We start from the raw sequence: 21901 nt of genomic DNA, 5'->3' as shown, positions 1-21901 counted from the left end.
ACCCTGCTCGCGCAGCGCGGCGGCGAGGGCGTGCAGACCGAGGCAGTGCGCCTCCTGCTCGGCCCCGTACCCCCGGGTAGACGTTTCCTACCCGGGGGTTCGCTGCGACGGCGCGCGGTGGATGCGCCGTCGCGGGATTTACCGGCGGCGTGCCGCCAGCCGGCGGGCCAGCGCGGCGGCGCTGCCCCAGATGCCGCGCCGGAACAACACCACCACCAGGACGAAGATGCCGCCGGTGACCAGCCCGATCGCCTCGAACCCGGAGAACGACAGCCAGTCCTCCAGCCGGACCACGATCCCGGCGCCGAGCACGCCGCCCCAGAGGGTGCCGATCCCGCCGAGCACCACCACGATGACGGCCTTGCCGGAGGTGGTCCAGTGCAGCACGTCCAGCGAGACGAACCGGTGGCCGACCGCGAACAGCCCGCCGCCGAGGCCCGCGATGAACCCGGAGAGCACGAACGCGGTGAGCTTGTAGCGGTGCACCGGGTAACCCAGCGCCCGGGCCCGGGCCGGGTTGTCCCGGATGCCGACCAGCACCCGGCCGAACGGCGAGTGCACGATCCGCCAGGCGCCGGCCAGGCCGAGCAGCACGATCGGCAGGATCGCGTAGTAGAAGTAGTAGTCGTCGGTGAGGTCCCAGCCGAACAGGTCCCGGGGCACTCCCTGGAGGCCGTTCTCACCCTGGGTCACCGAGCGCCACTCGTTGGCCACGTAGTAGACCATCTGCGCGAAGGCCAGGGTGACCATGGCGAAGTAGATGCCGGTCCGCTTCACCGCCAGGTAGCCGATCGGCACCGCCAGCACGGCCGCGGCCAGCGCCCCGGCCAGCACCGCGAGGGGGAACGGCAGTCCGGCGTGGATGGCCACCAACCCGGTGACGTACGCCGAGGTGCCCCAGAACGCGGCGTGCCCGAAGGACATCAGCCCCGTGAAGCCGAGCAGCAGGTCCACCGCGACGGCGAAGAGCGCCCAGCAGAGGATGTCCACCGCCACCGCCGGGTAGAGGCCGTTGGGCAGCCAGACCGCCACCAGCAACCCGACGGCGAGCAGCGCGTACCGGACCCAGCGCGGGGCACGGACCACGGCGACCAGCCCGGAGGGCGGGGCCGGACGCGCCGCCTCGGCCGTGGTGTCCACAGTGCTCGTCATGCCGGTGCCTCCTCACGGCCGAACAGACCCGCCGGCCGCCACAGCAGCACGACGGCCATCACGACGAAGACGATGGTCTGCGACACGATCGGGAAGTTGGACAGGTACGCCTCGCCCCACGCCTGGACCAGGCCGATGCCGAAGCCGGCGGCGACCGAGCCGAAGATCGAGCCCAGCCCACCGATCACCACCACCGCGAAGACCACGATGATCAGGTCGGCGCCCATCAGCGGGTTGACCGCGCGCATCGGCGCGGCCAGCACACCGGCGAGCCCGGCCAGGCCGATGCCGAAGCCGAAGACCGGCGTCACCCAGCGCCCGACGTCGATGCCGAACGCCCGGGTCAGGTCCGGCCGCTCGGTAGCCGCCCGGACCACCATGCCGATCCGGGTACGGGTGAGCACCCACCACACCGCCACGCAGAGCAGCACGGCGAAGCCGAGGATGAACACCCGGTACGTCGGGAAGTCGAAGAGCCCGAAGTTCACCGTCCCGCTCAACAGCGACGGGGTGGCGTACGGGCTGGACTGCACGCCGTACCGCAGCTTCACCAGGTCCTGCAGGATCAGCGTCAGGCCGAAGGTGAGCAGGAAGTTGTAGAGCGGGTCGAGTCTGGTCAACCGGTGGATGACCGCCCGCTCCAGCGCCATGCCGAGCAGGCCCAGCCCCACCGGCATGATCACCAGGGCCGCCCAGAACGGCACACCCGCCTCGGTGAGCAGCACGTACGCGCCGAACGCGCCGAGCATGTAGAACGCACCGTGGGCGAAGTTGACCACCCGCAGCATGCCGAAGATGACCGCGAGCCCGAGGGCGAGCAGGGCGTAGAACGCCCCGCTCACCAACCCGTTGAACGTGTTCTGCGCGAATCCGCTCACAGCGTCACACACTCACAGCTTGCAGTCCGCCGACGGCGCGCGGAACGCCTCCGCGGCGGGGATCGTCTTGAGCACCTTGACGTAGTCCCACGGCTCGGCCACCTCGGACTGCGGCTTCACCTGCGCGAGGTACGCGTCGTGCACCACCCGGTGGTCCTCGGCACGGATCTTGCCGTTGCGCAGGAAGACGTCCTCGACCGTCTTGCCCTCCAGGCCCTTGACCACGGCGTCCGCGTCGTCGGTGCCGGCGGCCTGCACCGCCTCCAGGTACTGGAGGGCGGCGGAGTAGTTGGCCGCGTGCGCGAACGTCGGCCGGGTGCCGGCCTTCTGCTGGAACCGGTCGGCGAACTCCCGGTTCTTCGCGTCGAAGTTCCAGTACCAGGCGTCGGTGTAGGTGGTGCCGGTCAGCGCGGCCGGGGTGAGCGAGTGGATGTCGGTGAGGAACATCAGACCCACCGCGAGGCCCACGCCCTTGTCCCGCAGCTTGAACTCGTTGTACTGCTTCACCACGTTGACCAGCTCGGCGCCGGCCTGCATGGTGCCCAGCACGTCCGGCTTCGGGTTCAGCGTCGGCGCCTTGAGCAGGAACGTCGAGAAGTCACCGCTGGTGTTCGGGAACGGCGCGCCGTCCTTGCCGACGACCTTGCCGCCGGCCGCCGTGATGGCGGTGGAGAAGCTCTTCTCCATGTCCTGGCCGAAGGCGTAGTTCGGGTACAGGATGTACCAGTTCTTGCCGATCTGCTCGGTCGTGGTCTTGCCCGTGCCGTTGGCCAGCATGTACGTGTCGTAGGCGTAGTGGAACGTGTACTTGTTGCAGCTCTTGCCGGTCAGGTCGGTGGTCGCCGCCCCGATGTTGAAGTAGAGCTTCTTCTTCTCCTTCGCCACGTCGGCGACCTTCAGCGCCGCCGACGAGGTCGGCACGTCCAGGATCAGGTCGACGCCCTTGCGGTCGTACATCTCCTGCGCCTTGGAGTTGGCCACGTCCGGCTTGTTCTGGTGGTCGGCGGTCTCCACGGTGATGTCCTTGGTCACCGCCTTGTCGCCGTACTTGGCCGTGAAGTCGGCGATCGCCATCTCCACCGCCGTCACCGAGTTCTTCCCGGACAGCTCCGAGTACGCCCCGGACTGGTCGTTGAGCACGCCCAGCACGATCTTGTCGCCGGTCAGCTTCTGGTCGCCGCCCGACTGGGGTCCACCGCCGCCGCAACCGGCGACCAGCACCACCGCGGCCGACACCGCGGCCACACCCACCGTCCTGCGCATGCTCACTCCATCCATTCCGCGCGTCGTCGCGCGGGTCGTCGTTGAGACAATTCAGATCCCGAGGTACGCCAGCAGCTCGCGTTCCCGCGAGCGCACCTCGGAGTTGTCCATCGCCTCCGCGACACGTCCCTCGGCCAGCAGGTAGTGCCGGTCGGCGACGCCGGTGGCGAAGTGCAGGTTCTGTTCGACCAGCAGCACGGTCACCCCGTGCCGCTTGGCCTCCCGCAGCAGGTCACCGACCTGCTGCACGAGCAGTGGGGAGAGCCCTTCGGTGGGCTCGTCGCAGAGCAGCAGCCGGGCGCCCATCCGCAGCACCCGGGCCAGCGCGAGCATCTGCTGCTCGCCGCCGGAGAGCATCGTCGCCGCCGAGTCGCGGCGGGTGTAGAGGGCGGGGAACGCCTCGTACACCCGCTCCAGCGACCACGGGTCGGGGCCGACCGTGGGAGGCAGGGTGAGGTTCTCGGTGACGGTGAGGGTGGCGTAGCTGCCCCGGTCGTCGGGCACCCAGCCCAGCCCCAGCCGGGCCCGCTTGTGCGCCGGCAGCTTGCCGACGTCACGCCCGTCCAGCTCCACCGTGCCGCGCTGACCGGGGTGCAACCCCATCACGCAGCGCAGCAGCGTCGACTTGCCGGCGCCGTTGCGCCCGACCAGGGTGACCACCTCGCCGGCGGCGACCTCCAGGCTGACGTCGCGCAGCACCTGCGCCTCGCCGTACCAGGCGGAGAGGTTCTCAATGCGCAGCATCAGCGGCTCCCAGGTAGGCGGTGATCACGCGCTCGTCCGCGCGGACCTGCTCGTACGGGCCCTCGACGAGGACCTTGCCGGCCTGCAGCACGGTGACGGTGTCGGCGAGTCGGCCGACCACACTCATGTTGTGCTCGACCATCACCACGGTCCGGCCCTCGCGCACCCGGCCGATCAGCTCCACGGTGCGGTCGACGTCCTCGAGGCCCATCCCGGCGGTCGGCTCGTCGAGCAGGAGCACCTTCGGGTCCAGCGCAAGGGCGATGGCGAGCTCCAGGGCCCGCTTGCGGCCGTACGCCAGCGACTCCGACGGGGCGTCGGCCAGGTCGGCCAGCCCCACCATGGCCAGCAGTTCGTCGGCACGCTCGGTGTAGCGGCCCATCAGCTTCGCCGAGCGCCAGAACCGCCAGCCCAGCCCACTGGACGACTGCAGGGCCAGGGCGACGTGCTCCCGGGCGGACAGCTGCGGAAAGAGGCTGGTGATCTGGAACGAGCGCGCCACGCCGAGTCGGGCTACCTGCTCGGGAGGCAGGCCCGTGACGTCCCGCCCGTCCAGCTCGATCCGCCCGCCGCTGGGCCGCAGAAAGCCGGTGAGCAGGTTGAACAGGGTGGTCTTGCCGGCGCCGTTGGGGCCGACCAGCGCGTGCACGCTCTCCGGCGCGACGTCGAGGTCGACGTCGTCAACGGCCCGGAAGCCCCGGAAGTCGCGGGTCAGCCCACGGGCCGACAGGAGCGCTTGCCCGGCCATCGCCTCATCCTCCGCAGGGTCACGGCGACGGCCGGTTCGGTGACCGTGGTCACAGGGCCGTCGCGTGGACGAAACCTACGGCGGGCCGCGGGAGTCGAGCCATGTCGGTCGGCTCCATATTCGACCCGCAGGTGACGTGTGCGGGAGCTACTTGCTCGTGCCGCCGGCTCGACCAGGCCCCCAGTTTGATGATCCACAAGGCCCAGCGGAAGGCCCCAACCCCATGCCCATCGGCTTCACCATGGCGATCGTGGTCGCCGTCGCACCGGCTCTCGTCGCACCCGCGCGAGGCTCAGACCATCCGACGCAGCGCGGTCTCCACGGCATCGATCAGCGGGTCACCCTCCGTCCGTGGGTGCCGTGCGAGACCGAGCTCGACGTCCGGCAGCACAGGCAGGGCGTCCGCGTCGTGGCAGGCCATGACCGGTTCGAGGTTCGCGGGCATGACCGCGGCGACGCCGAGCCCGGCCCGTACCGCGGCGAGCACCCCGACCAGGCTGTTGCTCTCGAAGGCCACCCGCCAACGCCGACCGGCACCTTCCAGCGATTCCAGCACGGACGTACGCCAGAAGCACGGGTTCGAGAACAGCACCACCGGCAGCGGATCGACGGTCACGTCCACACCGTGGCCGACCGCCCAGACGAGCGGGCGGCGCACCGTCCAGCGCGGCGGCGCGGGGATGTCCGGCACCGCGTCGAGCACGAGTTGGACGCGGCCCGCGTCGTAGGCCTCCCGCATGGCGGCGTTGGAAACGCTGAGCACCTCCAGCGTCGCGCCGGGGTGCAGCCGGGCGAGGTCGGCGAGGGCCTGCGGCAGCTGGGCCGCGGCGAGGTCCTCGAGCAACCGGGACGCCGCAGTGGCCGGTCAGCGCGCGTCCGGTTTCGGTGAGTGCCTGTGCGCAGAGCGAGAGGATGCGTTCGGCGTACGGCAGGAGTTCCTCACCCGCCCGGGTCGGCGAGACGCCCGACGGCGACCGGTGCAGCAGCGGACGGCCGACGGCGCTTTCGAGCCTGCGCAACTGCTGGCTGAGAGCGGGCTGGGTATGCCCGAGCGCGGTCGCGGCGCGGCTGATGCTGCCCGACCGTACGGCGGTGACGAACCGTTCGGCTCAGTCCAGGGTGACCACCCAGCGGGCGCCCTCGCCCCGCGCAAGGCGGTCGAACGCCGTGGGCGCTTCGTCCAGCGTGATCGTGCCGCTGACCAGCACGCCCAGATCCAGCGCACCGTCGGCCAGTTCGGCGGCCAGCACGGGCACCTCCCGGTCGGGGTCGGACGAGCCGTACACCGAGGAGCGCAGCGTGCGGGCGGAGTGGAAGATGTCGAGGGCGCCGAGGCTGACCATGTCGTCCTTCGCGCCCATGCCGACCACGGTCACCGTTCCTCCGCGCCGGGTGAGCCGCCAGGCCGCCCGGATGGTGGCGGCCCGGCCGACGCACTCGAAGGCGTGGTCGACGCCCCGACCCTCGGTGCGCGCGCGTACCTCCTTGGAGAGCCGGTCGTCGGAGAGCAGGAAGTCGGTCGCCCCGGCGGCGAGCGCCAGGTCCCGCTTCGCCTCGGCGACGTCGACGGCGAGGATCGTCGTGGCGCCAGCCCGGCGGGCCGCGCTGAGCACGGCGAGCCCGACACCGCCGAGCCCGATGACCGCCACCGACTCGCCGGGAGCCACCCCGGCGGTGTTGCGGACCGCGCCCGCGCCGGTGAGCACCGCGCAGCCGAGCAGCGCGGCCTGCTCGGGCGGCAGCCCGGCGGGGATCGGGATGACGGCGCGCTCGGGCACCACCACCGCCTCGGCGAGCGCGCCGAGGCCGAGGGTCAGGTGCAACGGGGTGCCGTCGTCGGTTTCGCCACGCGGCACGGTCGGTGCGGTGGTGGCGGCGCAGAGCCACGGCTCGCCGTGCCGGCACCACCAGCAGTCCCGGCAGGCCGGTGCCCAGTTGAGCACCACCGGGGTGCCGATCGCCAGCCGGCTGCCCGGCCCGGTCTCGGCCACCACCCCGGTCGCCTCGTGCCCGAGCACCAGCGGGAACCTCGCGGCGAGGGTGCCGTTCACCATGGACAGGTCGGAGTGGCAGACACCGGCGGCGCGGATGTCCACCCGCACCTCGCCGGGGCCCGGCGCGGGCAGACGTACCTGCTCGACCCGCAACTCGGCACCGGGCCCGCGCGCGACGAGCGCGCGGACGGTGACCGGCGCGGGCGCCGGCTCGGCGCCACCCGCCGACACGGTCGGGGACAGCTCGGGGCCGGTCATCGCTGGATCGCCTTCAGCTCGCAGAACTCGGCAAGGCCGTGCACTCCCAGCTCGCGGCCCAGGCCGGACTGCTTGTAGCCGCCGAACGGGGCGAGCGGGTTGAACGGTGCTCCGTTGATGTCGACGGCGCCGGTGCGCAGCCGCCGGGCCACCGCGAGCGCGGCGTCGGTGTCGGCGGACCACACGGCGCCGGCAAGCCCGTACTTGGAGTTGTTGGCGATGGCCACCGCCTCGTCGGTGTCGTCGAACGGGATGACGGCGAGAACCGGGCCGAACACCTCCTCCTGGGCGAGCGCGCTGTCCGGGTGCACGTCGGCGAAGACGGTCGGTGCGACGAAGTGCCCCCGGGCCGGCACGGGTGCGTCCGGGCCTCCGGCGACCAGCCGGGCGCCGTCGGCGAGGGCACGGTCGACGTGGCCGCGGACCCGCTCGGCCTGGGCGGCGGAGACCAGCGGACCGAGCCGGGTGGCCGGGTCGAACGGGTCGCCGAGGCGGTAGCCGGCCACCGCGGCGGCGATCAGGTCGAGCGCCTCGGCGTACCGGTCGCGGTGCACCAGCATCCGCGTCCACGCGGTGCAGGTCTGGCCGGAGTTGAGCAGGGCGTTGCCGACGCCCACCTTGACCGCGGTGGCCAGGTCGGCGTCGGGGAGGATCACGTTGGCCGACTTGCCGCCCAGCTCCAGTGCGACCCGGGCGATCCGGTCGGCGGCGAGCCGCATGATCCGCGCGCCGGTGGCGGTGGAGCCGGTGAACGAGACCAGGTCGACGTCGGGGTGCCCGGCGAGCGCCTCGCCGACCACCGGGCCGGTGCCCGGGACCAGGTTGAGCACGCCGGGCGGCAGCCCGGCCTCGGTGACCGCGTCGAAGAGCAGGTACGCCGTCAGCGGCGTCAGCTCGCTGGGCTTGAGCACCACCGTGCAGCCGGCGGCGAGCGCGGGCGCCAGCTTCGCCATGACCTGGTGCAGCGGGTAGTTCCACGGGGTGATCGCGCCGACCACGCCGATCGGCTCGCGGACGACGAGCGAGTTGCCGATGCTCTCCTCGACCGGTGGGCGGGCGGCGAGCGCGACGTGGTCGCGCAGCACGGTCAGCGGCAGCCCGACCTGCACCCGGGTGGCGAGCTTGAGCGGCGCGCCCAGCTCCACGGCGACGGTGCGGGCCAGGTCGTCGGCGCGCGCGGCGAGCGCGATGTGCAGCCGGTCGAGGCACGCGGAGCGCTCGGCGGGGGCGGCGGCCGCCCAGCCGGGAAAGGCGGCGCGGGCCGCGGCGACGGCCCGGTCCACGTCCGTCGGTGTGCCGGCGGGCACCTGCCCGATCAGCTCACCGGTGGCCGGGTTCTCCACCTCGATCACGTCGCCGCCGGTGGACTGGGTCCACTCGCCGGCGATGTGCAGGTGGCGCCGCAGGCGCAGGGCGTCGGGCAGCAGTTGCGACGGCGGGGCGGCGAGGTCCATGTCGTCCCTTCGGGGGTGGGCGATGGGCGATGAAACTAGCGCTGGGAGTTTGGACGCTACCCGCTGGGACGGGCGGACTCCACCGGGTCGACGGTGCGGGCGTACTCGGCGACCAGGCCGTGCAGCAGGGCGTCCAGGCCGAGGGCGAAGGCTCCCTCGTCCACGCTCTGCTGGTGCTCGGCGAGCCGGTGCGCCTGGCGCAGGTGCGGGTAGTGCGCGGCGTACAGCTCGGGGTCCTCGACGAAGCCGCGGGCGAACGAGCCGAGCGCCGACCCGGCCACGAAGTACCGCAGCGCCGCGCCGATGTGGGTGGCCCGGGCCGGCGGCCAGCCGGCGCGTACCAGGCCGCCGTAGACCGCGTCGGCCATGGCCAGCGCGGCCGGCCGACGGCCCGGTCCCTGGGCCAGGTACGGCACGATGTTCGGGTGGGCGGTGAGCGCCCGCCGGTACGACCACGCCCAGTCGCGCAGCGCCGCGGCCCAGTCCCGGCTGGCGAAGCCGCTGGTGTCGACGGCGCCGGTGACGGTGTCGGCGACGGCGTCCAGGATCTCGTCCTTGGTGGCGAAGTGGTTGTAGAGCGACGGCCCGCGCACGCCCAGCTCGGCGGCGAGCCGGCGGGTGGACAGCGCCGGCAGGCCCTCGGCGTCGATCACCGCCGTGGCGGTCTCGACGATGAGCTGCCGGGTGAGCCGGGGCTGACGTGGTCGGGGCACTGCGCTCCTCGCGGGTTCGGCCACGGGGTCTGGACGCGGCAAAACTTACACCGCTAGTTTAAGGGTGACCGGCAGCACCGACGCCAGGAGGACCACCGTGGACTTTTCGCTGACCGACGAGGAGCGGGCGGTACGGGACACCGTCCGGTCGTTCATCCGCCGCGAGGTGATGCCGCTGGAGGCGGAGGTGCTCCGCCGGGAACGGGCGCACCAGCCCGGCCTGGACCACTCCGAGGTCCGCGAGCTGCAACTCAAGGCGCGCAAGTTCGGCTTCTGGGGCCTGGCCACCCCCGAGGAGTACGGCGGCATGAACCTGCCGGCCGTCCTTCAGTCGCTGATCTGGACGGAGCTGGGCCACACGTTCGTGCCGTTCCGCTTCGGTGGCGAGGCCGACAACATCCTGTTCCACGCCACCGAGGAGCAGAAGCGCGAGTTCCTCATCCCGACCATCGAGGGCGAGCGGCGTTCCTGCTTCGCGATCACCGAGCCGGGCGCCGGCTCGGACGCGGCGAACATCCGGCTGTCCGCCCGCCGGGACGGCGACGACTGGATCCTCGACGGCGAGAAGACCTTCATCACCGGCGGCAACGAGGCGGACTTCGCCATCGTGGTCGCGGTGACCGACCGGGAGAAGGGCGCCCGCAACGGCGGCGCCACCGCGTTCCTGGTGGACCGGGCGATGGGCTGGCGGTCGGAGTTCATCCAGACCATGGGCGAGGGCGGCCCCGCGTCCCTGATCTTCGACGGCGTACGCGTGCCGCACCGCAACATCCTCGGCGAGATCGGGCAGGGCTTCACGCTCGGCATGGAGTGGATCGGCAAGGGCCGCTACACCATCCCGTCGCACGCCATCGGCATCGCCGAGCGGGTCCTTCAGATGGCGATCGACCACGCCAACACCCGGGAGACCTTCGGCGCGAAGATCGGCACCAACCAGGCCATCCAGTGGATGATCGCCGACTCGGAAACCGAGCTGGAGGCCGCCCGCTGGCTGGTGCTGAAGTCGGCGTGGACGGTCGACCAGGGCATGGATCCCCGGCACGCCTCGTCGATGGGCAAGCTCTACGGCGCCGGCATGGTCAACCGGGTGGTCGACCGGGTGCTCCAGATCCACGGCGGGATGGGCTACACCCGGGAGCTGCCCATCGAGCGCTGGTACCGGCAGGTCCGCCTCTACCGGATCTTCGAGGGCACCGACGAGATGCAGCGACTGATCATCTCGCGGGACCTGCTGCGCGGCTACACGAAGATCGGTGGCCACCTGGCCTGAGCGGATGGGGCGCTGACCGGCTCAGCCGGTCAGCGCCGTCAGGGCGGCGTCCACATCGGCCTCCGTGGAGTAGACGTGGAACGAGGCCCGGACCCGCCCGGCGCGTACCGCCGCCCGGATGCCGGCCGCCGCCAGGCGCCGCTCCGCGTCGGGCACGTCGACGATGACGATGGCGCTCTCCCCCGGCGGTCGGCCCAGCCCGGTCAGGAACCGGTTGGCCAGCGCCACGTCGTGCGCCCGGATCGCCGGCACGCCGATCTCGGCGACCAACTCCAGGGCGGGCGCCGCGCCCACCCAGCTGAACCACGCCGGTGAGATGTCGAACCGGCGGGCGTCGTCGGCCAGCCGCAGCGGCGGGCCGTAGTAGGAGGCGTACGGGTCGCGGCCCGCGTACCAGCCTGCGGCGTCGGGGCGCAGCCGGTCACGCAACGCCGGGGCCAGATAGGCGTACGCGCAGCCCCGCGGGCCCATCACCCACTTGTAGCCGCTCACCACGACCACGTCGGCCAGGCTCCCGTCGAACGGCAGCCAGCCGCACGCCTGGCTCGCGTCCACCACGACCAGCGCACCGTGCGCGCGGGCCGCGGCCACGATCTCGTCGTACGCCGCGACGGAGCCGTCGGCCGACTGCACCAGGCTGAACGCGACCAGATCGGTGTCGGCGTCGATCGCGTCGGCCAGCCCGTCCGCCGGTACGGTGCGGACCGTGACGCCCCGCTCCTCCTGGGCCAGCCAGGGAAAGAGGTTGGAGGTGAACTCGATTTCGGGGACGAGCACCGTCGTCCCGGCCGGAAGCGCCGCCGCGACCGGTGCCAGCATCTGCGAGGCGGTCGCCCCGACCGCCACGTCCTCGCTCGGCACGCCGATCAGGCCGGCGAACGCAGTACGCGCCCGGTTCACGGAGTCGCCCCAGCCCTCCCAGGACGTACTGCCGACCCGCCAGCCGGCGAGGGCCTCCTGCATCGCCGTCCAGGCCGGCTCGGGCGGTAGCCCGTAGGAGGCGGTGTTCAACCAGCCGGGCTCCGGCTGCCAGAGCTTCTGCGCCTGCTCAATCTCCATGGCTCGACGCTAGGCGAGCCCGGCTCGGAGAGGCACGGCCAATCAGCGATCGGCGGCCTGCCGCGCGCCTGCGGCGGTGCCCGGGGGCGGGCAGTTCCTGAAGAGCGGGATGACTCTCAGGTATAGATATGACTCTGAGGTATCACGCTCGTCGGCATCCTCCCGGCCCAGCGGCACCCGCTCCGGCTCACGGCTTCCCGCCCCGATCGGCGGATGAGCCGTCGGCGGGCGGGTGGATCCGGGCGAGGCTGTCGGCGAGGGCGGCGAGCCACTGGTCGACCTCCACGAGATGGCGGACCGAGGGCCGGGAGTCGACATCGCCGAGCAGCGGGCGGATCCGGTCGAGTTCGTCGACGCAGCCGGGCGGGGTGGGCACCGGCCCTGAGGGCAGACCGTGGGCGATCTGGTCGGCGAGGTCGTCGTACGCCGAGTGCAGCTCGCGGGCCGACTCCCGCAGCAAGCCCGCGGCCGGCGCCCAGCCGGCGAGGCAGCCGGGTGGGTTGCGGCGCAGCAGGGACTCGGCACCGGCCATCACGTGGTGCCCGGCGCCCAGGACCCCGTCCCAGTCCACCCGCCGGCTCGGCTGGTCGTGCCGCTCGGAGTGGTACTGGCTGTGCGACGAGTCGACCAGGATCATCCGCTGCCGCACGCGGTGGAGGGCTCGGTCGGGCGGTGGACCGCCGAGCACCGCCTGCACGGTCTGCTCGACCGCGTCCCCGCTGGCCACCAGATAGCGGGCGGCGTTGTGCCGGAGGTCGCGGCTCGCGCCGCGCGGCCACATGGCCACGCCGGCGAGCACGCCGATCACCGCGCCGAGCAGGACGTCGACCAGGCGGGCCTCGGCGAGCCGCCACCCTTCGGGGGCGAGCTGGGCGAAGACGAACGTCAGCAGGACGGTGAACAGCGCCTGTTGCCAGACCGGGCCGAGCAGGCGGCCGACGCCGAAGGCCAGCATCAGGGTGACCGGCAACGCGACGGCGTACACGATCGGCTCGTCGATGACGAGCATCAACCCACCGCTGACGACGGCGCCGACGGTTGTGCCCACCACGGCGGGCCGCAACGCGGTGCGGGTGTCCGCGGCCGAGGTGCGCAGAACGGTGAGGGTGGCCAGGAGCACCCAGAAGCCGTGGGTGAGTTGCAGCGTCCCGGCGGCCACCCGGGCGATGGCCAGCGCCACCGCCAGTCGCAGCGAGCTGTGCAGGTGGGCCGAGCTGGGTGCGAGGTGGGCGCGGAACTGCCGCCAGTACAGCGACCACGGGCCGTGCCGCGCGAACTCGAACAGCCCCGAGTAGTCATCCCCGTCGTCGAGCCGCGACCCGGCGGCCACCCGGGCGCCGACGGCGAGGACCCGCACCTGACCGGCGAGGGCCAGCGCGGTCGCGTCCCGGCACAACCGGGGTACGTCCGGCGCGTCGCCGCGGCCATCCCGCCCGCCGGGGTACGCCATCTCAGCTTGCAGGACCGCAGCGTCCAGGCCGCCGAGGTCAATCGGCGGCGCACCCGGCGACAGGCTCCGGCCGGCGGCACGGGTCGTGTCGGCGCACGACCGCAGCAGCCGCGCCGCCGCCAGGTCCGGGATCGGCTCCGGTGGAGCCTCCGCCGCCAACCGGTCCGCCTCGGCGAGCACCTCCCGCAACGCCGCCGAGCAGACCCGCAGTGCGCGGTCACGCGCGTCGGCCGCGGTCGGTGCCCACGCCGCGGGGGTACGGATCAACGCGAGCTCCGCCACCGCAGCGGACGCCCGCTCGCGCCGCGCCGCCCGACCACCGTCACCGCCGTGCGGGTCGGTCAGCACGTCCGCCGCGGCATCCAGAAACGCCGCCACACCGTCCGCCGCCTCGGCCAGCCGTTGCCGGTAGGACAGCGGCACCGGATCGGGCCAGAGGAACACCTCGGCCACGGCGAGCACCACGATGGCGAGCGTGACCCCGGCCAACCGCTCCGGCAGGGTGCCCGGATCGTACGGCGGGAAGGACGCCAGGATGTAGAAGAGCTGGAACGCGCTGCCCAACCCGAGCAGGCGCGGATTGCCGACCCCGGCGAACGCCACGACGAACCCGATGACCAGCATCCCGACGGACGCCATCCAGGTGCTGCCCGCCAACACCGTGCCCGCGCTGATCAGCGCCCAGACCACCGGCAGTGTGCTGACCAGGATCCGCGCCCGCTGGGGCGCCGGCCCGGGCAGCTGCGCGAACGCCCCGGAGGCGACCACGCCGAACAGGCCGTACGTGGCGAGCATCGGGCTGCCGACGCCGTAGCGGCAGGCATAGAAGACGACGGACGCGACGAGGGTCAGCCGTGCGGCGCGCCGCAGGACGGCATCCCCCGGGTCACGACTGCGAAGCCGGCCCAGGAGGCTGGTTCCGACCACGCCTGGTCCCCCGGGTTCGTCGCGACACCCTCCCCGGCCCACCATTTTCCACGGAGCCTCGCGGCAGCGGCGGGTTTCGCGGCGATTCAGAGGACACCCGGGTCAAGGGAGAACGAGGCGGAATTCTCGGAGCCGTGGTAGGGGCGAGTCCTGGCAGGATGTCTCGGTGCGCTTCACCCCTCGCCTCGTGACGTCCTTCCAGATTCCGTCGAACTCGCCTCGCGTACCCGGTATCGCCAGCACTGCTGACACTCCCGCCGTCCAGCGGTGGCCGCATCGCCGGCTCGTCGTGATCCGCCGGGACGACGAACTGTCGGCCTACGACCTCGACCGGCTCCTCGGCGGTGACGTCACTCCCGCCGCGCGGTTCCCAGCGCCATGGCCGCGTGGGGCGGGTGGCGTCGATACGGTGAGCCCCACCCTCGACCTGGCGGTCTTCAGCGGTCAGCACGCGCTGCACGCGGTCGACGAGACTGGCGCGCTGCGGTGGAGGGTGCGGCACGCCTGCTGGGGCTCGCCCTGCTCGTCCCACCACGAGTCCTACGAGGAGTACGCGGGCACCGGCGAGCACCGCTATCCCGATCAGGGCTCCTGCTGGATCAGCGCGGACGGCTCGACGGTGTGGGCGCACGTACGCACCCCACTGCCGGACGACGCCGAGCCGGAGCACGACGAGGCGTGGCTCGTGATCGACGCCGCCGACGGCCGCATCCTGGGACGGGCCTCGACCGGCACCGCAGCCGCCGGGTCCCACCACGTTCCCCACCCGGACCTCGGCCAGATGGGCCTCAGCATCGGCGAGGGCCAGGACGGTGTCCCGCTGCGGTGGGGTCGGTGGGACGGCGCCCGACTCACCGTCACCTCCATCGGGGATGACGACCGCTCCCTCATCGATGTCAGCCCGTCCGGAACGCTGTTCCTCACGGTCGCTCACGACCAGGGAGACCTGGCCGTCCATCGGCTTCCCGACGGAGCGGTCCTGCACGAGGTTTCCGCCGACCAACTTCAGTCGGACCCGCAGCCACGGTCGGAGACGGCGGAGGAGCCCTACTGGGACTACCGGTGCGGCTTCGTCGACGAGCGCACGGTGATCGCAAGCGCCGAGGAGAACGACGAGGAGTACGGTCGCCCGCAGCATTGGCTCGTCGACGCGGCGCAGGGTGACGTGCTCGGTCAGGTCGAGTACCCACTGCCCGTTTCGGAGAGTCCGATGGCGCTTGGGGACGGCACCTGGCTCACCTGCGGCGACGACCCGTTCCAGCTCCTGCTGTGGAGCCTCCCGGTGGAGCACCAGGTTCCGTCTACCTCGACCGGTCACTCAGCCGTGGAGTGACCGCTTCGAATTGAACTCTCGGCGAGACGGCCGTCTTCTCGGCTCGGCTGAGTTGGCACGGCTGCTGCACTCCGCTGCTGTGCTGCCGGCGTCAGACGAGGCGCTGGATTCGGACCTTGGCTCGCTCGTTTCTCAGGTGGCCGTGCTTGTGTTGGCGGACCTGCTCGTCCCAGACCTCCTGGTCGTAATCCGGGTCGGGTGGGATCCACTTGTGGGAGCCGTCGCTGTAGTGGAACTTCTCGTCACCCGGCCGCGCCGGGCTCCAAGCTGCCCAGCCGACGAGAGCTGATCGAGCACTATGGCGTTACAGAGCCGGTCATCGACCGTGCCATGCACGTGCTACGGATCAAGGGCATGACTGAGACGTTGCCAGGCGTGGGCGTCTTCGTCGCGGAGTAGTTACACAGCGCCTGGTCCATAGACGTATCGGGAGTCCTCCCACACAGGCGGCGGTCGGCTGCCCTGCGCCGGCTGATGCGTCTCACGTAGAGCGCGCGAAAAGCCGGTGGTTCGGCAAGGAACGATCCGGCTACGGTTCGCGGATGAGCATCCTGCCCGGCGCGACTAGACAGTCGTTCGTGGGTCGCGATCTTCGGCATCGCACCCTTGATGGGCAATCTTTCAAGCTGTGTGATTTCCGCGGCGCCGACCTTCGGGGTGCCTCCATCCGAGGCACTCGCTTCTCTGGCTGCGATCTGCGGGATGCCGATCTGCGTGACACCGATCTGTCCTACGCGCAGTTCGGCTACGTCTCGACGCACAATCCGGAGTACGGGCTCACGGACGTTACCGGGGTCCGGTGGGACGGGTCCAACGTCCGAGGTGTCACCGCCGACCGTGTCATTGGATGGCCGCACGGCACCCCTGGCCGCTGACCCCGGCGCTGCTAGTACGGCAGCCGCCGTTTGGGATCTACGTCAGCGCCGGTGGATGTAGGGGCGGCCACCGCGTGATCGGAGCCGCGCTGTGGGCTGCGGCCGGGGTGCTCCGTCAGGGAGGACGCGTTCGTAGCAGACCGAGTTGTCGGAGCCCACATACGCGCCGAATAGCGGGATCTCGCGGTAGCCCTCGCGCTCATAGAAGCGCATCGCGTCCGGCTGGGCCGGGCCGGTCTCCAGCCGGATGGTCGTCCAACCGCGCTCCTGTGCGGCCTCCTCCAGCCCTCGGAGCAAGTCGGTCGCCACCCCCGAGCCGCGGCTCTTCGGTACCACGTACATCCGCTTCACCTCGACGGTGACCGGGTCGAGGCGGCGCAGCGCGGCGCAGCCGAGCGGTTGGCCGGTGGCTTCCTCGACCGCGACCAGGAACAGGTCGATGTTCTCGGCCGTCGGCGGCGTGCCGGGCTCATGGTCGTCGGTACCGTAGCGGAGGTCGAGTTCGGCTTTCTGCGCCACACGTAACGCCTCGCCCACCGGGTCGGTCCACGGCCGCTGCGTGATGATCCAGGTCATGCCGCTCCTCACCAATACTCCGTAACAAGCGTTACGGTAACATTCGTTACGACCATGAAGAGGTGAGAGTCGTGACAATGCCTGCAGACCGAACGGCTCAGGGCGAGGCGCTGTCGCGCGCGGTCTGGGACGTGCTCGCGCAGCAGGGCCTGGAAAAGCTGACAGTGCGTGCGGTCGCCGCGGCGGCCGGCTGCACGACGGGCCTGGTCATGCACCGCTTCCCGAACCGTCGAGCGCTGCTGCTGCACGCCCGACAACTGCTGCACGACACCACCCGGCAGCGGGTTGAGGCACTCGAGGCCGCGGCCACCTCGCCGCGGGCAGCGCTGCACGCGGTCCTCCGCCAGGGCATGGCGACCGATCCGGAGACGACCAACTGGAGCATCGTCTGGGTGGGCTTCCTGGCTGCGGCGGTGGCGGACGCCGAACTAATCGGCATGCACCGCCGCAACAACCGAGCCTGGCGGCAACGGGCCGAGCGGCTGGTCGCCGCGGCCGCCCCGGACTGGCCGGTCGACCAGGTCGCCGCGGTCGCCCTGGGGCTGATCGCAATGACCGAGGGGGTCGCGGCTCTCGCCGCCGCGGATCCCGCTGCCTACCCGGCGGATCAGCAGGAACGCATGCTCGACGCCGCCCTGGTGGCCTACGGCCTCGGCCGCTGAAGTAGCCGCCCTTCGTGACCGGATCGTCTTGAGCGGCGTCAGCGGCGCGGACGACCAAGACGGCGAGGGCGGCCAGGGCCAGGGTGGTACTAGCTCGCAGAGGGCATCATTCACAGCGGCTGGCCTCAGCTCTCGCCGGCTCCCGTAGCTGGTAGGTCGAGATAGGCCAGTAGCCGCAGGGCTCCGGCAAGGTGTTGCAGGTCGTGCCAGAGCACCGGCACGTCGTCCGTCGGACGGCGCAGCAGCGCGGTCAACTCCGCGATGTCGTCGCTGCTCTGCCCGACATCGATCCCCGGTGCCGGGTCCTCCCGCAGCTCGAACGCGGTCCGCAGGTCGACGTCCCAGTAGGCGTCGACACCGACGCCCGACAGCTCGATGTCCGACCCGAACCGCTGTTCCACTGCGTCCAGCAGCATTGCGCACATTTGGCGAAGGTCCTGAACCCTCAGCATGTTCGTCACGGTCACCACCCTCGCGGTGGCGCCCGCACACAACAACCGCGATTGCTGCACAACACTGCCGTACACCAGCAGAGAGGCCACCTCCCGTTTCCGGGAGGTGGCCTCGCACCTGCCTGAGCGATAACCCAGGGGTCGCGCCTGCGCTCGGCCAAGGCGACCCTGGGAGGTCCTTGATCGCGAGATCAGGCCGGTACGGCGGCCCGCTCGTCGTCGGACCGCCGCGGATCGGACTCGTCCTCGTCGTGCTCGTCGAGCATCGTCGCCTCGTCGAACGGGTCGTCGCCGCGCAGCACACCGACCGCCCGGTCCCGATCGAACTCCCCGGTCCAGGTCCCCACCACCACGGTCGCCACCGCGTTGCCGGCGAAGTTGGTCAGCGCCCGAGCCTCCGACATGAACCGGTCGATGCCCACGATCAGACCGACACCGTCCACGAGGTCCGGCCGGTGCGACTGAAGCCCACCAGCCAGCGTCGCCAGCCCAGCACCGGTCACGCCAGCAGCACCCTTGGAAGCGATGATCATGAACAGCAGCAGTGACACCTGCTCGCCGATCGACAGCGGCTTGCCCAGCGCGTCGGCGATGAACAGCGACGCCATCGTCAGGTAGATCGCCGTCCCGTCGAGGTTGAACGAGTACCCGGTCGGCACCGTGATGCCGACGACCGGCTTGCTCACGCCGAAGTGCTCCATCTTCGCGATCAGCCGCGGCAGCGCCGACTCCGACGACGAGGTCGACAGGATCAGCAGGAACTCCCGGCCCAGGTAGCGCAGCAGCGAGAAGATCGAGATCCGGGCGATGAACCAGAGCAGCGCGCCGAGGATCACCACCACGAAGATCAGGCAGGTGGCGTAGAAGCCGACCATGATCTGCGCGAGGCTCTTGAGCGCGTCCACGCCGGTCGCGCCGACGACGGCCGCCATGGCGCCGAACGCGCCGATCGGCGCCAGCCACATGATCATGGCGAGCACCTTGAACACCACCCGCTGGATGACCCCGATGGCACTCAGCACGGGCTCACCGCGCCGGCCCATGGCCTGGACGGCGAAGCCGACCAGCAGCGCCACCAGCAGCGTCTGGAGCACCTCGCCCTCGGTGAGCGCGGAGAGCAGCGTGGTCGGGATGATCCCGAGGAGGAACTCCGTCGTACCGCCGGCCTCGTCACCGGCGGCGGCCTTGCCCGCACCGGCGAGGTCCTGGCCCAGGTCCAGGCCCGAACCCGGGTGGATGAGGTTGCCGACCACCAGGCCGATCGCGAGCGCGACCGTCGACATGGTGAGGAAGTAGCCCAGGGCGAGGCCACCGACCTTGCCGACCTTCGCCGCCTGCCGCACGGAGCCGACGCCCAGCACGATGGTGCAGAAGATGACCGGGCTGATCATCATCTTGATCAGGTTGACGAAGCCGGTGCCGATCGGCTTGAGCTCCTTGCCGAAGTCGGGGGCGACGAGGCCGACCACGATGCCGGCCAGCACGGCCACGATGACGGCCAGGTAGAGATAACGGGTACGGTCCCGTCGGACCGACGGTGTCGGTGTGGTGGTGGATGCGGTGGAGTCCATGCCGACAATGTGAAGCGCGTCTCAGGTGTTGACAGCCTTGCGGTCATTCTGTTCACCGCGAAATTCGCAAACGAAACCGGCCGGCGACACCGGCGCAACGAGGAGGTGGTGGAGGTGGCCCGACGCCAGTGGAGCATCGCGGGGCAACTGTTCGCCCTCCAGGCGGTGGTGGTGACGCTGCTCGTGCTGGCCGGCGCGGCGGGGGCCGTGTGGCTGGCCCGCAGCGACTCCCGCCAGGCCGCGCAGGAGGAGGTGCTTGCGGTGGCGCAGACCGTGGCCCGCTCCCCCGACGTCCGCGCGGCCCTCACGACCGCCGACCCGGCCGGCACCCTCCAGCCGTACGCCGAGTCGACCCGGCTGGCCACGGGCACCGACTTCGTGGTGGTGATGGCCCCCGACCGGACCCGCTACTCGCACCCGACCCGGGAGCTGATCGGCCGCCCGTTCGTCGGGGAGATCGAGCCCGCCCTGGCCGGCCACCCGTTCACGATCACCAACGTCGGCACGCTCGGCGAGTCGGTGCGCGCGGTCGTTCCGGTGTACGACGATCAGCGGCGCATCGTCGGCCTGGTGTCGGTGGGCATCACCACCCGGGCGATCGACCGCAAACTCCTCGGCCAACTACCGGTGCTCCTGGGCGTCGTCGCACCGGCGCTCGCCCTCGCCGCGACCGGCTCCTGGCTGCTCAGCCGCCGGCTCCGCCGGCAGACGCACGGCCTCGGGCCGGCCCAGATGACCCGGATGTACGAGTACTACGACGCGGTCCTGCACTCCGTGCGCGAGGGTCTGGTCGTCCTGACCCGCGACCGGCGGGTGGCGCTCGTCAACGACGAGGGACGCCGGCTGCTGGGCCTCGACACGGACGCGCAGGTGATCGACCAACCGGTGGCCGGGATCGACCTGCCGCCCGCGGTGGCCGAGCTGCTCGGCTCCGGGCGGGACGCCCGCGACGAGCCCATCCTCGCCGGTGACCGGGTGCTGGTCGCCAACCAGCGGACCACCCGCTTCGAGGGCGCGGTGCTCGGCACCGTGCTCACCCTGCGCGACCAGACCGAGCTGCGCACCCTGGCCAGCGAGTTGGACTCGGTGCGCGCCCTGACCGAGGCGTTGCAGGCGCAGACCCACGAGTCGGCCAACCGGCTGCACACCGTGCTGACCCTGGTCGAGCTGGGCCGCGCCGACGAGGCCGTCCGGCTCGGCACCCGCGACCTGGCCCTCGCCCAGCAGTTGACCGACCGGGTGGTCGGCGCGGTGACCGAGCCGGCGTTGGCCGCGCTGCTGCTCGGCAAGTCGGCGCAGGCCAGCGAACGGGGGGTGGACCTGGTGATCGAGCCGGACTGCCGCCTCGACGACAGTCCTCTGCCCACCGGCGACCTGCTCACGGTGGTCGGCAACCTGGTCGACAACGCCCTCGAAGCGGTGGCCGGTACGCCGGCTCCCCGCCGGGTGCGGGTCTTCATCGGGGTCGTCGACGACGAGCTGACGGTGCGGGTCGCCGACAGCGGCCCGGGGCTGGCACCGGACCGGGTGGCGGACGCGTTCCGGCGCGGCTGGTCCACGAAGAGCACCGGCCGGGGCCTCGGCCTGGCACTGGTCGGGCAGGTGGTCCACCGGCACGGCGGCCGCTCCGAGGTGGGCCGCTCGGACGACGGCGGCAGCCTGTTCACCGTGCGCCTGCCGATCGTCGCGGCACGCCGATGACCGACATCCGGGTGCTGGTCGTCGAGGACGAGCCGCTGCTGGCCGAGGCGCACGCGGCGTACACCGAGCGGGTTCCCGGTTTCGTGGTGGTCGGGGTGGCGCACACGGCGCGGGCGGCGATGGCGGCGCTGCGCGCCAACGAAGGCGGCGACGTGGACCTCGTACTCCTCGATTTCCGGCTGCCCGACCTGCACGGCCTGGACGTCTGCCGGGCGCTGCGCGCGGCGGGCAGCAGCGTCGACGTGCTGGCGGTGACCTCCGCGCGGGACCTGGCGGTGGTCCGCACCGCGGTCTCCCTGGGGGTGACCCACTACCTGCTCAAGCCGTTCACGTTCGCCGCGTTCCGCGACAAGCTGGAGCGGTACGCCGACTACCGCGCCCAGGCGCTCGCCGACGGCGAGGTGGCCGCCCAGCACGAGGTGGACCAGATGTTCGCCACCCTGCGCGGCACGGCCGGGCACAGCCTGCCCAAGGGCCTCGACGCGCAGACCCTGAACCGGGTACGCGCCGCCCTCACCGAGGAGGCCGACGCGGAGGCGGGGCTGTCCGCGACCGAGGTGAGCACACGGACCGGCATCTCACGGGTGACCGCCCGCCGCTACCTGGAGTACCTGGTGACCATCGACCGGGCCGCCCGCCACCCCCGCTACGGCACCCCCGGCCGCCCGGAGGTCGAGTACCGCCCCCGGTGAGCGCCACCCACCCCCACCCCGGCGATCTTGCACTTTCTGTCGGGACTATTGCCGCGCTAGCGACATTTCCGCGACCGGAAGTGCAAGATCGCCGGGTGGAGGGCGCGGTAAGGGTCGGGGTGGGGAGCG

At 71.8% G+C, this 21901-nt stretch carries 20 protein-coding genes and 2 pseudogenes; 7 read left to right on the top strand and 15 right to left on the bottom strand.

From position 1 onward, the window contains the following. Nucleotides 1-138 precede the first annotated feature (138 nt). The 10 genes and pseudogenes from ACTWLT_RS23970 to ACTWLT_RS23925 all read right to left on the bottom strand — a co-directional run bounded on the left by ACTWLT_RS23970 (nucleotide 139) and on the right by ACTWLT_RS23925 (nucleotide 9204). Nucleotides 139-1152 (bottom strand): branched-chain amino acid ABC transporter permease, encoded by a 1014-nt coding sequence (locus ACTWLT_RS23970; protein ID WP_445320314.1) that lies wholly within the window; start codon nucleotides 1150-1152, stop codon nucleotides 139-141. Beyond that, nucleotides 1149-2030, bottom strand: coding sequence for a branched-chain amino acid ABC transporter permease (locus tag ACTWLT_RS23965; RefSeq protein ID WP_252419137.1), 882 nt, complete (start codon nucleotides 2028-2030; stop codon nucleotides 1149-1151). Before ACTWLT_RS23965 ends, ACTWLT_RS23970 begins: the two co-directional genes overlap by 4 nt. A gap of 12 nt (nucleotides 2031-2042) precedes the next feature. Then, the gene (locus ACTWLT_RS23960; RefSeq protein ID WP_445320313.1) at nucleotides 2043-3293 is read right to left on the bottom strand and encodes an ABC transporter substrate-binding protein; all 1251 of its coding nucleotides are present in this window, start codon (nucleotides 3291-3293) and stop codon (nucleotides 2043-2045) included. Between the two features lie 51 nt (nucleotides 3294-3344). Beyond that, on the bottom strand, nucleotides 3345-4037 hold the full coding sequence (locus ACTWLT_RS23955) for an ABC transporter ATP-binding protein (RefSeq protein WP_252419135.1): 693 nt from the start codon (nucleotides 4035-4037) through the stop codon (nucleotides 3345-3347). After that, nucleotides 4024-4785, bottom strand: coding sequence for an ABC transporter ATP-binding protein (locus ACTWLT_RS23950; RefSeq protein ID WP_445320312.1), 762 nt, complete (start codon nucleotides 4783-4785; stop codon nucleotides 4024-4026). Before ACTWLT_RS23950 ends, ACTWLT_RS23955 begins: the two co-directional genes overlap by 14 nt. 292 nt (nucleotides 4786-5077) lie before the next feature. Further along, complete coding sequence (locus tag ACTWLT_RS23945) at nucleotides 5078-5629, bottom strand: LysR substrate-binding domain-containing protein (protein ID WP_445320311.1); 552 nt, start codon at nucleotides 5627-5629, stop codon at nucleotides 5078-5080. A 106-nt stretch (nucleotides 5630-5735) separates the two neighbouring features. Then, nucleotides 5736-5873, bottom strand: a pseudogene (locus ACTWLT_RS23940) (helix-turn-helix domain-containing protein); the annotation flags it as partial. 21 nt (nucleotides 5874-5894) lie between these two features. Beyond that, nucleotides 5895-7037 (bottom strand): alcohol dehydrogenase catalytic domain-containing protein, encoded by a 1143-nt coding sequence (locus ACTWLT_RS23935; RefSeq protein ID WP_445320310.1) that lies wholly within the window; start codon nucleotides 7035-7037, stop codon nucleotides 5895-5897. Continuing rightward, the gene (locus ACTWLT_RS23930; RefSeq protein WP_445320309.1) at nucleotides 7034-8491 is read right to left on the bottom strand and encodes an aldehyde dehydrogenase family protein; all 1458 of its coding nucleotides are present in this window, start codon (nucleotides 8489-8491) and stop codon (nucleotides 7034-7036) included. The genes ACTWLT_RS23935 and ACTWLT_RS23930 overlap by 4 nt, the downstream gene beginning before the upstream one ends. 56 nt (nucleotides 8492-8547) lie before the next feature. Further along, nucleotides 8548-9204 (bottom strand): TetR/AcrR family transcriptional regulator C-terminal domain-containing protein, encoded by a 657-nt coding sequence (locus ACTWLT_RS23925; RefSeq protein WP_252419129.1) that lies wholly within the window; start codon nucleotides 9202-9204, stop codon nucleotides 8548-8550. A gap of 97 nt (nucleotides 9205-9301) precedes the next feature. Here ACTWLT_RS23925 and ACTWLT_RS23920 point away from each other — a divergent pair, with 97 nt between their 5' ends. Next, nucleotides 9302-10474 (top strand): acyl-CoA dehydrogenase family protein, encoded by a 1173-nt coding sequence (locus ACTWLT_RS23920; RefSeq protein ID WP_252419128.1) that lies wholly within the window; start codon nucleotides 9302-9304, stop codon nucleotides 10472-10474. A 21-nt stretch (nucleotides 10475-10495) separates the two neighbouring features. Here the strand turns inward: ACTWLT_RS23920 and ACTWLT_RS23915 are convergent, their stop codons facing one another. Further along, a complete protein-coding gene (locus ACTWLT_RS23915; protein WP_445320308.1) occupies nucleotides 10496-11533 on the bottom strand; it encodes an aminotransferase class V-fold PLP-dependent enzyme in 1038 nt (345 codons plus the stop codon). 187 nt (nucleotides 11534-11720) lie between these two features. Then, complete coding sequence (locus ACTWLT_RS23910; protein ID WP_445320307.1) at nucleotides 11721-13910, bottom strand: FUSC family protein; 2190 nt, start codon at nucleotides 13908-13910, stop codon at nucleotides 11721-11723. Nucleotides 13911-14076: 166 nt separating this feature from the next. Between ACTWLT_RS23910 and ACTWLT_RS23905 the strand changes: the two genes are divergently transcribed. The 3 genes and pseudogenes from ACTWLT_RS23905 to ACTWLT_RS23895 all read left to right on the top strand — a co-directional run bounded on the left by ACTWLT_RS23905 (nucleotide 14077) and on the right by ACTWLT_RS23895 (nucleotide 16118). Next, nucleotides 14077-15243, top strand: coding sequence for a hypothetical protein (locus ACTWLT_RS23905; protein ID WP_445320306.1), 1167 nt, complete (start codon nucleotides 14077-14079; stop codon nucleotides 15241-15243). A 255-nt stretch (nucleotides 15244-15498) separates the two neighbouring features. Then, nucleotides 15499-15642 (top strand): annotated as a pseudogene (locus ACTWLT_RS23900) (GntR family transcriptional regulator); the annotation flags it as partial. Nucleotides 15643-15785: 143 nt separating this feature from the next. Continuing rightward, nucleotides 15786-16118, top strand: coding sequence for a pentapeptide repeat-containing protein (locus ACTWLT_RS23895; RefSeq protein ID WP_445320305.1), 333 nt, complete (start codon nucleotides 15786-15788; stop codon nucleotides 16116-16118). 42 nt (nucleotides 16119-16160) lie between these two features. On the opposite strand, the gene ACTWLT_RS23890 is transcribed toward ACTWLT_RS23895, so the two are convergent. After that, nucleotides 16161-16694, bottom strand: a complete 534-nt coding sequence (locus tag ACTWLT_RS23890) for a GNAT family N-acetyltransferase (RefSeq protein WP_445320304.1) — start codon at nucleotides 16692-16694, stop codon at nucleotides 16161-16163. A 77-nt stretch (nucleotides 16695-16771) separates the two neighbouring features. Here ACTWLT_RS23890 and ACTWLT_RS23885 point away from each other — a divergent pair, with 77 nt between their 5' ends. Next, entirely contained in the window at nucleotides 16772-17356 is a 585-nt protein-coding gene (locus ACTWLT_RS23885; RefSeq protein ID WP_445320303.1) for a TetR/AcrR family transcriptional regulator, read from the top strand. A gap of 125 nt (nucleotides 17357-17481) precedes the next feature. Here the strand turns inward: ACTWLT_RS23885 and ACTWLT_RS23880 are convergent, their stop codons facing one another. Both ACTWLT_RS23880 and ACTWLT_RS23875 read right to left on the bottom strand, forming a co-directional pair. Next, nucleotides 17482-17772 carry a hypothetical protein gene (locus ACTWLT_RS23880; protein ID WP_445320302.1) on the bottom strand — a complete coding sequence of 97 codons (291 nt, stop codon included), beginning with the start codon at nucleotides 17770-17772 and terminating at the stop codon, nucleotides 17482-17484. 227 nt (nucleotides 17773-17999) lie between these two features. After that, on the bottom strand, nucleotides 18000-19379 hold the full coding sequence (locus ACTWLT_RS23875; protein ID WP_445320301.1) for a cation:dicarboxylate symporter family transporter: 1380 nt from the start codon (nucleotides 19377-19379) through the stop codon (nucleotides 18000-18002). Nucleotides 19380-19493: 114 nt separating this feature from the next. Between ACTWLT_RS23875 and ACTWLT_RS23870 the strand changes: the two genes are divergently transcribed. After that, the gene (locus ACTWLT_RS23870) at nucleotides 19494-21080 is read left to right on the top strand and encodes an ATP-binding protein (protein ID WP_445320300.1); all 1587 of its coding nucleotides are present in this window, start codon (nucleotides 19494-19496) and stop codon (nucleotides 21078-21080) included. Continuing rightward, nucleotides 21077-21772 (top strand): response regulator transcription factor, encoded by a 696-nt coding sequence (locus ACTWLT_RS23865; RefSeq protein ID WP_445320299.1) that lies wholly within the window; start codon nucleotides 21077-21079, stop codon nucleotides 21770-21772. Before ACTWLT_RS23870 ends, ACTWLT_RS23865 begins: the two co-directional genes overlap by 4 nt. Nucleotides 21773-21901 lie beyond the last annotated feature (129 nt).

It is taken from the genome of Micromonospora yongxingensis (genome assembly GCF_052601155.1).
Note: the sequence above shows the minus strand (reverse complement) of the source record. Positions and strands in the feature narration are given on the sequence as shown.

Excerpts from the sequence above, each read along its gene's own strand:
- ACTWLT_RS23970 (WP_445320314.1), bottom strand. The coding sequence starts at position 1,152 with ATGACGAGCACTGTGGACACCACGGCCGAGGCGGCGCGTCCGGCCCCG.
- ACTWLT_RS23960 (WP_445320313.1), bottom strand. The coding sequence starts at position 3,293 with ATGCGCAGGACGGTGGGTGTGGCCGCGGTGTCGGCCGCGGTGGTGCTG.
- ACTWLT_RS23955 (WP_252419135.1), bottom strand. The coding sequence starts at position 4,037 with ATGCTGCGCATTGAGAACCTCTCCGCCTGGTACGGCGAGGCGCAGGTG.
- ACTWLT_RS23950 (WP_445320312.1), bottom strand. The coding sequence starts at position 4,785 with ATGGCCGGGCAAGCGCTCCTGTCGGCCCGTGGGCTGACCCGCGACTTC.
- ACTWLT_RS23935 (WP_445320310.1), bottom strand. The coding sequence starts at position 7,037 with ATGACCGGCCCCGAGCTGTCCCCGACCGTGTCGGCGGGTGGCGCCGAG.
- ACTWLT_RS23930 (WP_445320309.1), bottom strand. The coding sequence starts at position 8,491 with ATGGACCTCGCCGCCCCGCCGTCGCAACTGCTGCCCGACGCCCTGCGC.
- ACTWLT_RS23915 (WP_445320308.1), bottom strand. The coding sequence starts at position 11,533 with ATGGAGATTGAGCAGGCGCAGAAGCTCTGGCAGCCGGAGCCCGGCTGG.
- ACTWLT_RS23895 (WP_445320305.1), top strand. The coding sequence starts at position 15,786 with ATGAGCATCCTGCCCGGCGCGACTAGACAGTCGTTCGTGGGTCGCGAT.
- ACTWLT_RS23890 (WP_445320304.1), bottom strand. The coding sequence starts at position 16,694 with ATGACCTGGATCATCACGCAGCGGCCGTGGACCGACCCGGTGGGCGAG.
- ACTWLT_RS23885 (WP_445320303.1), top strand. The coding sequence starts at position 16,772 with ATGCCTGCAGACCGAACGGCTCAGGGCGAGGCGCTGTCGCGCGCGGTC.
- ACTWLT_RS23880 (WP_445320302.1), bottom strand. The coding sequence starts at position 17,772 with ATGCTGCTGGACGCAGTGGAACAGCGGTTCGGGTCGGACATCGAGCTG.
- ACTWLT_RS23875 (WP_445320301.1), bottom strand. The coding sequence starts at position 19,379 with ATGGACTCCACCGCATCCACCACCACACCGACACCGTCGGTCCGACGG.
- ACTWLT_RS23865 (WP_445320299.1), top strand. The coding sequence starts at position 21,077 with ATGACCGACATCCGGGTGCTGGTCGTCGAGGACGAGCCGCTGCTGGCC.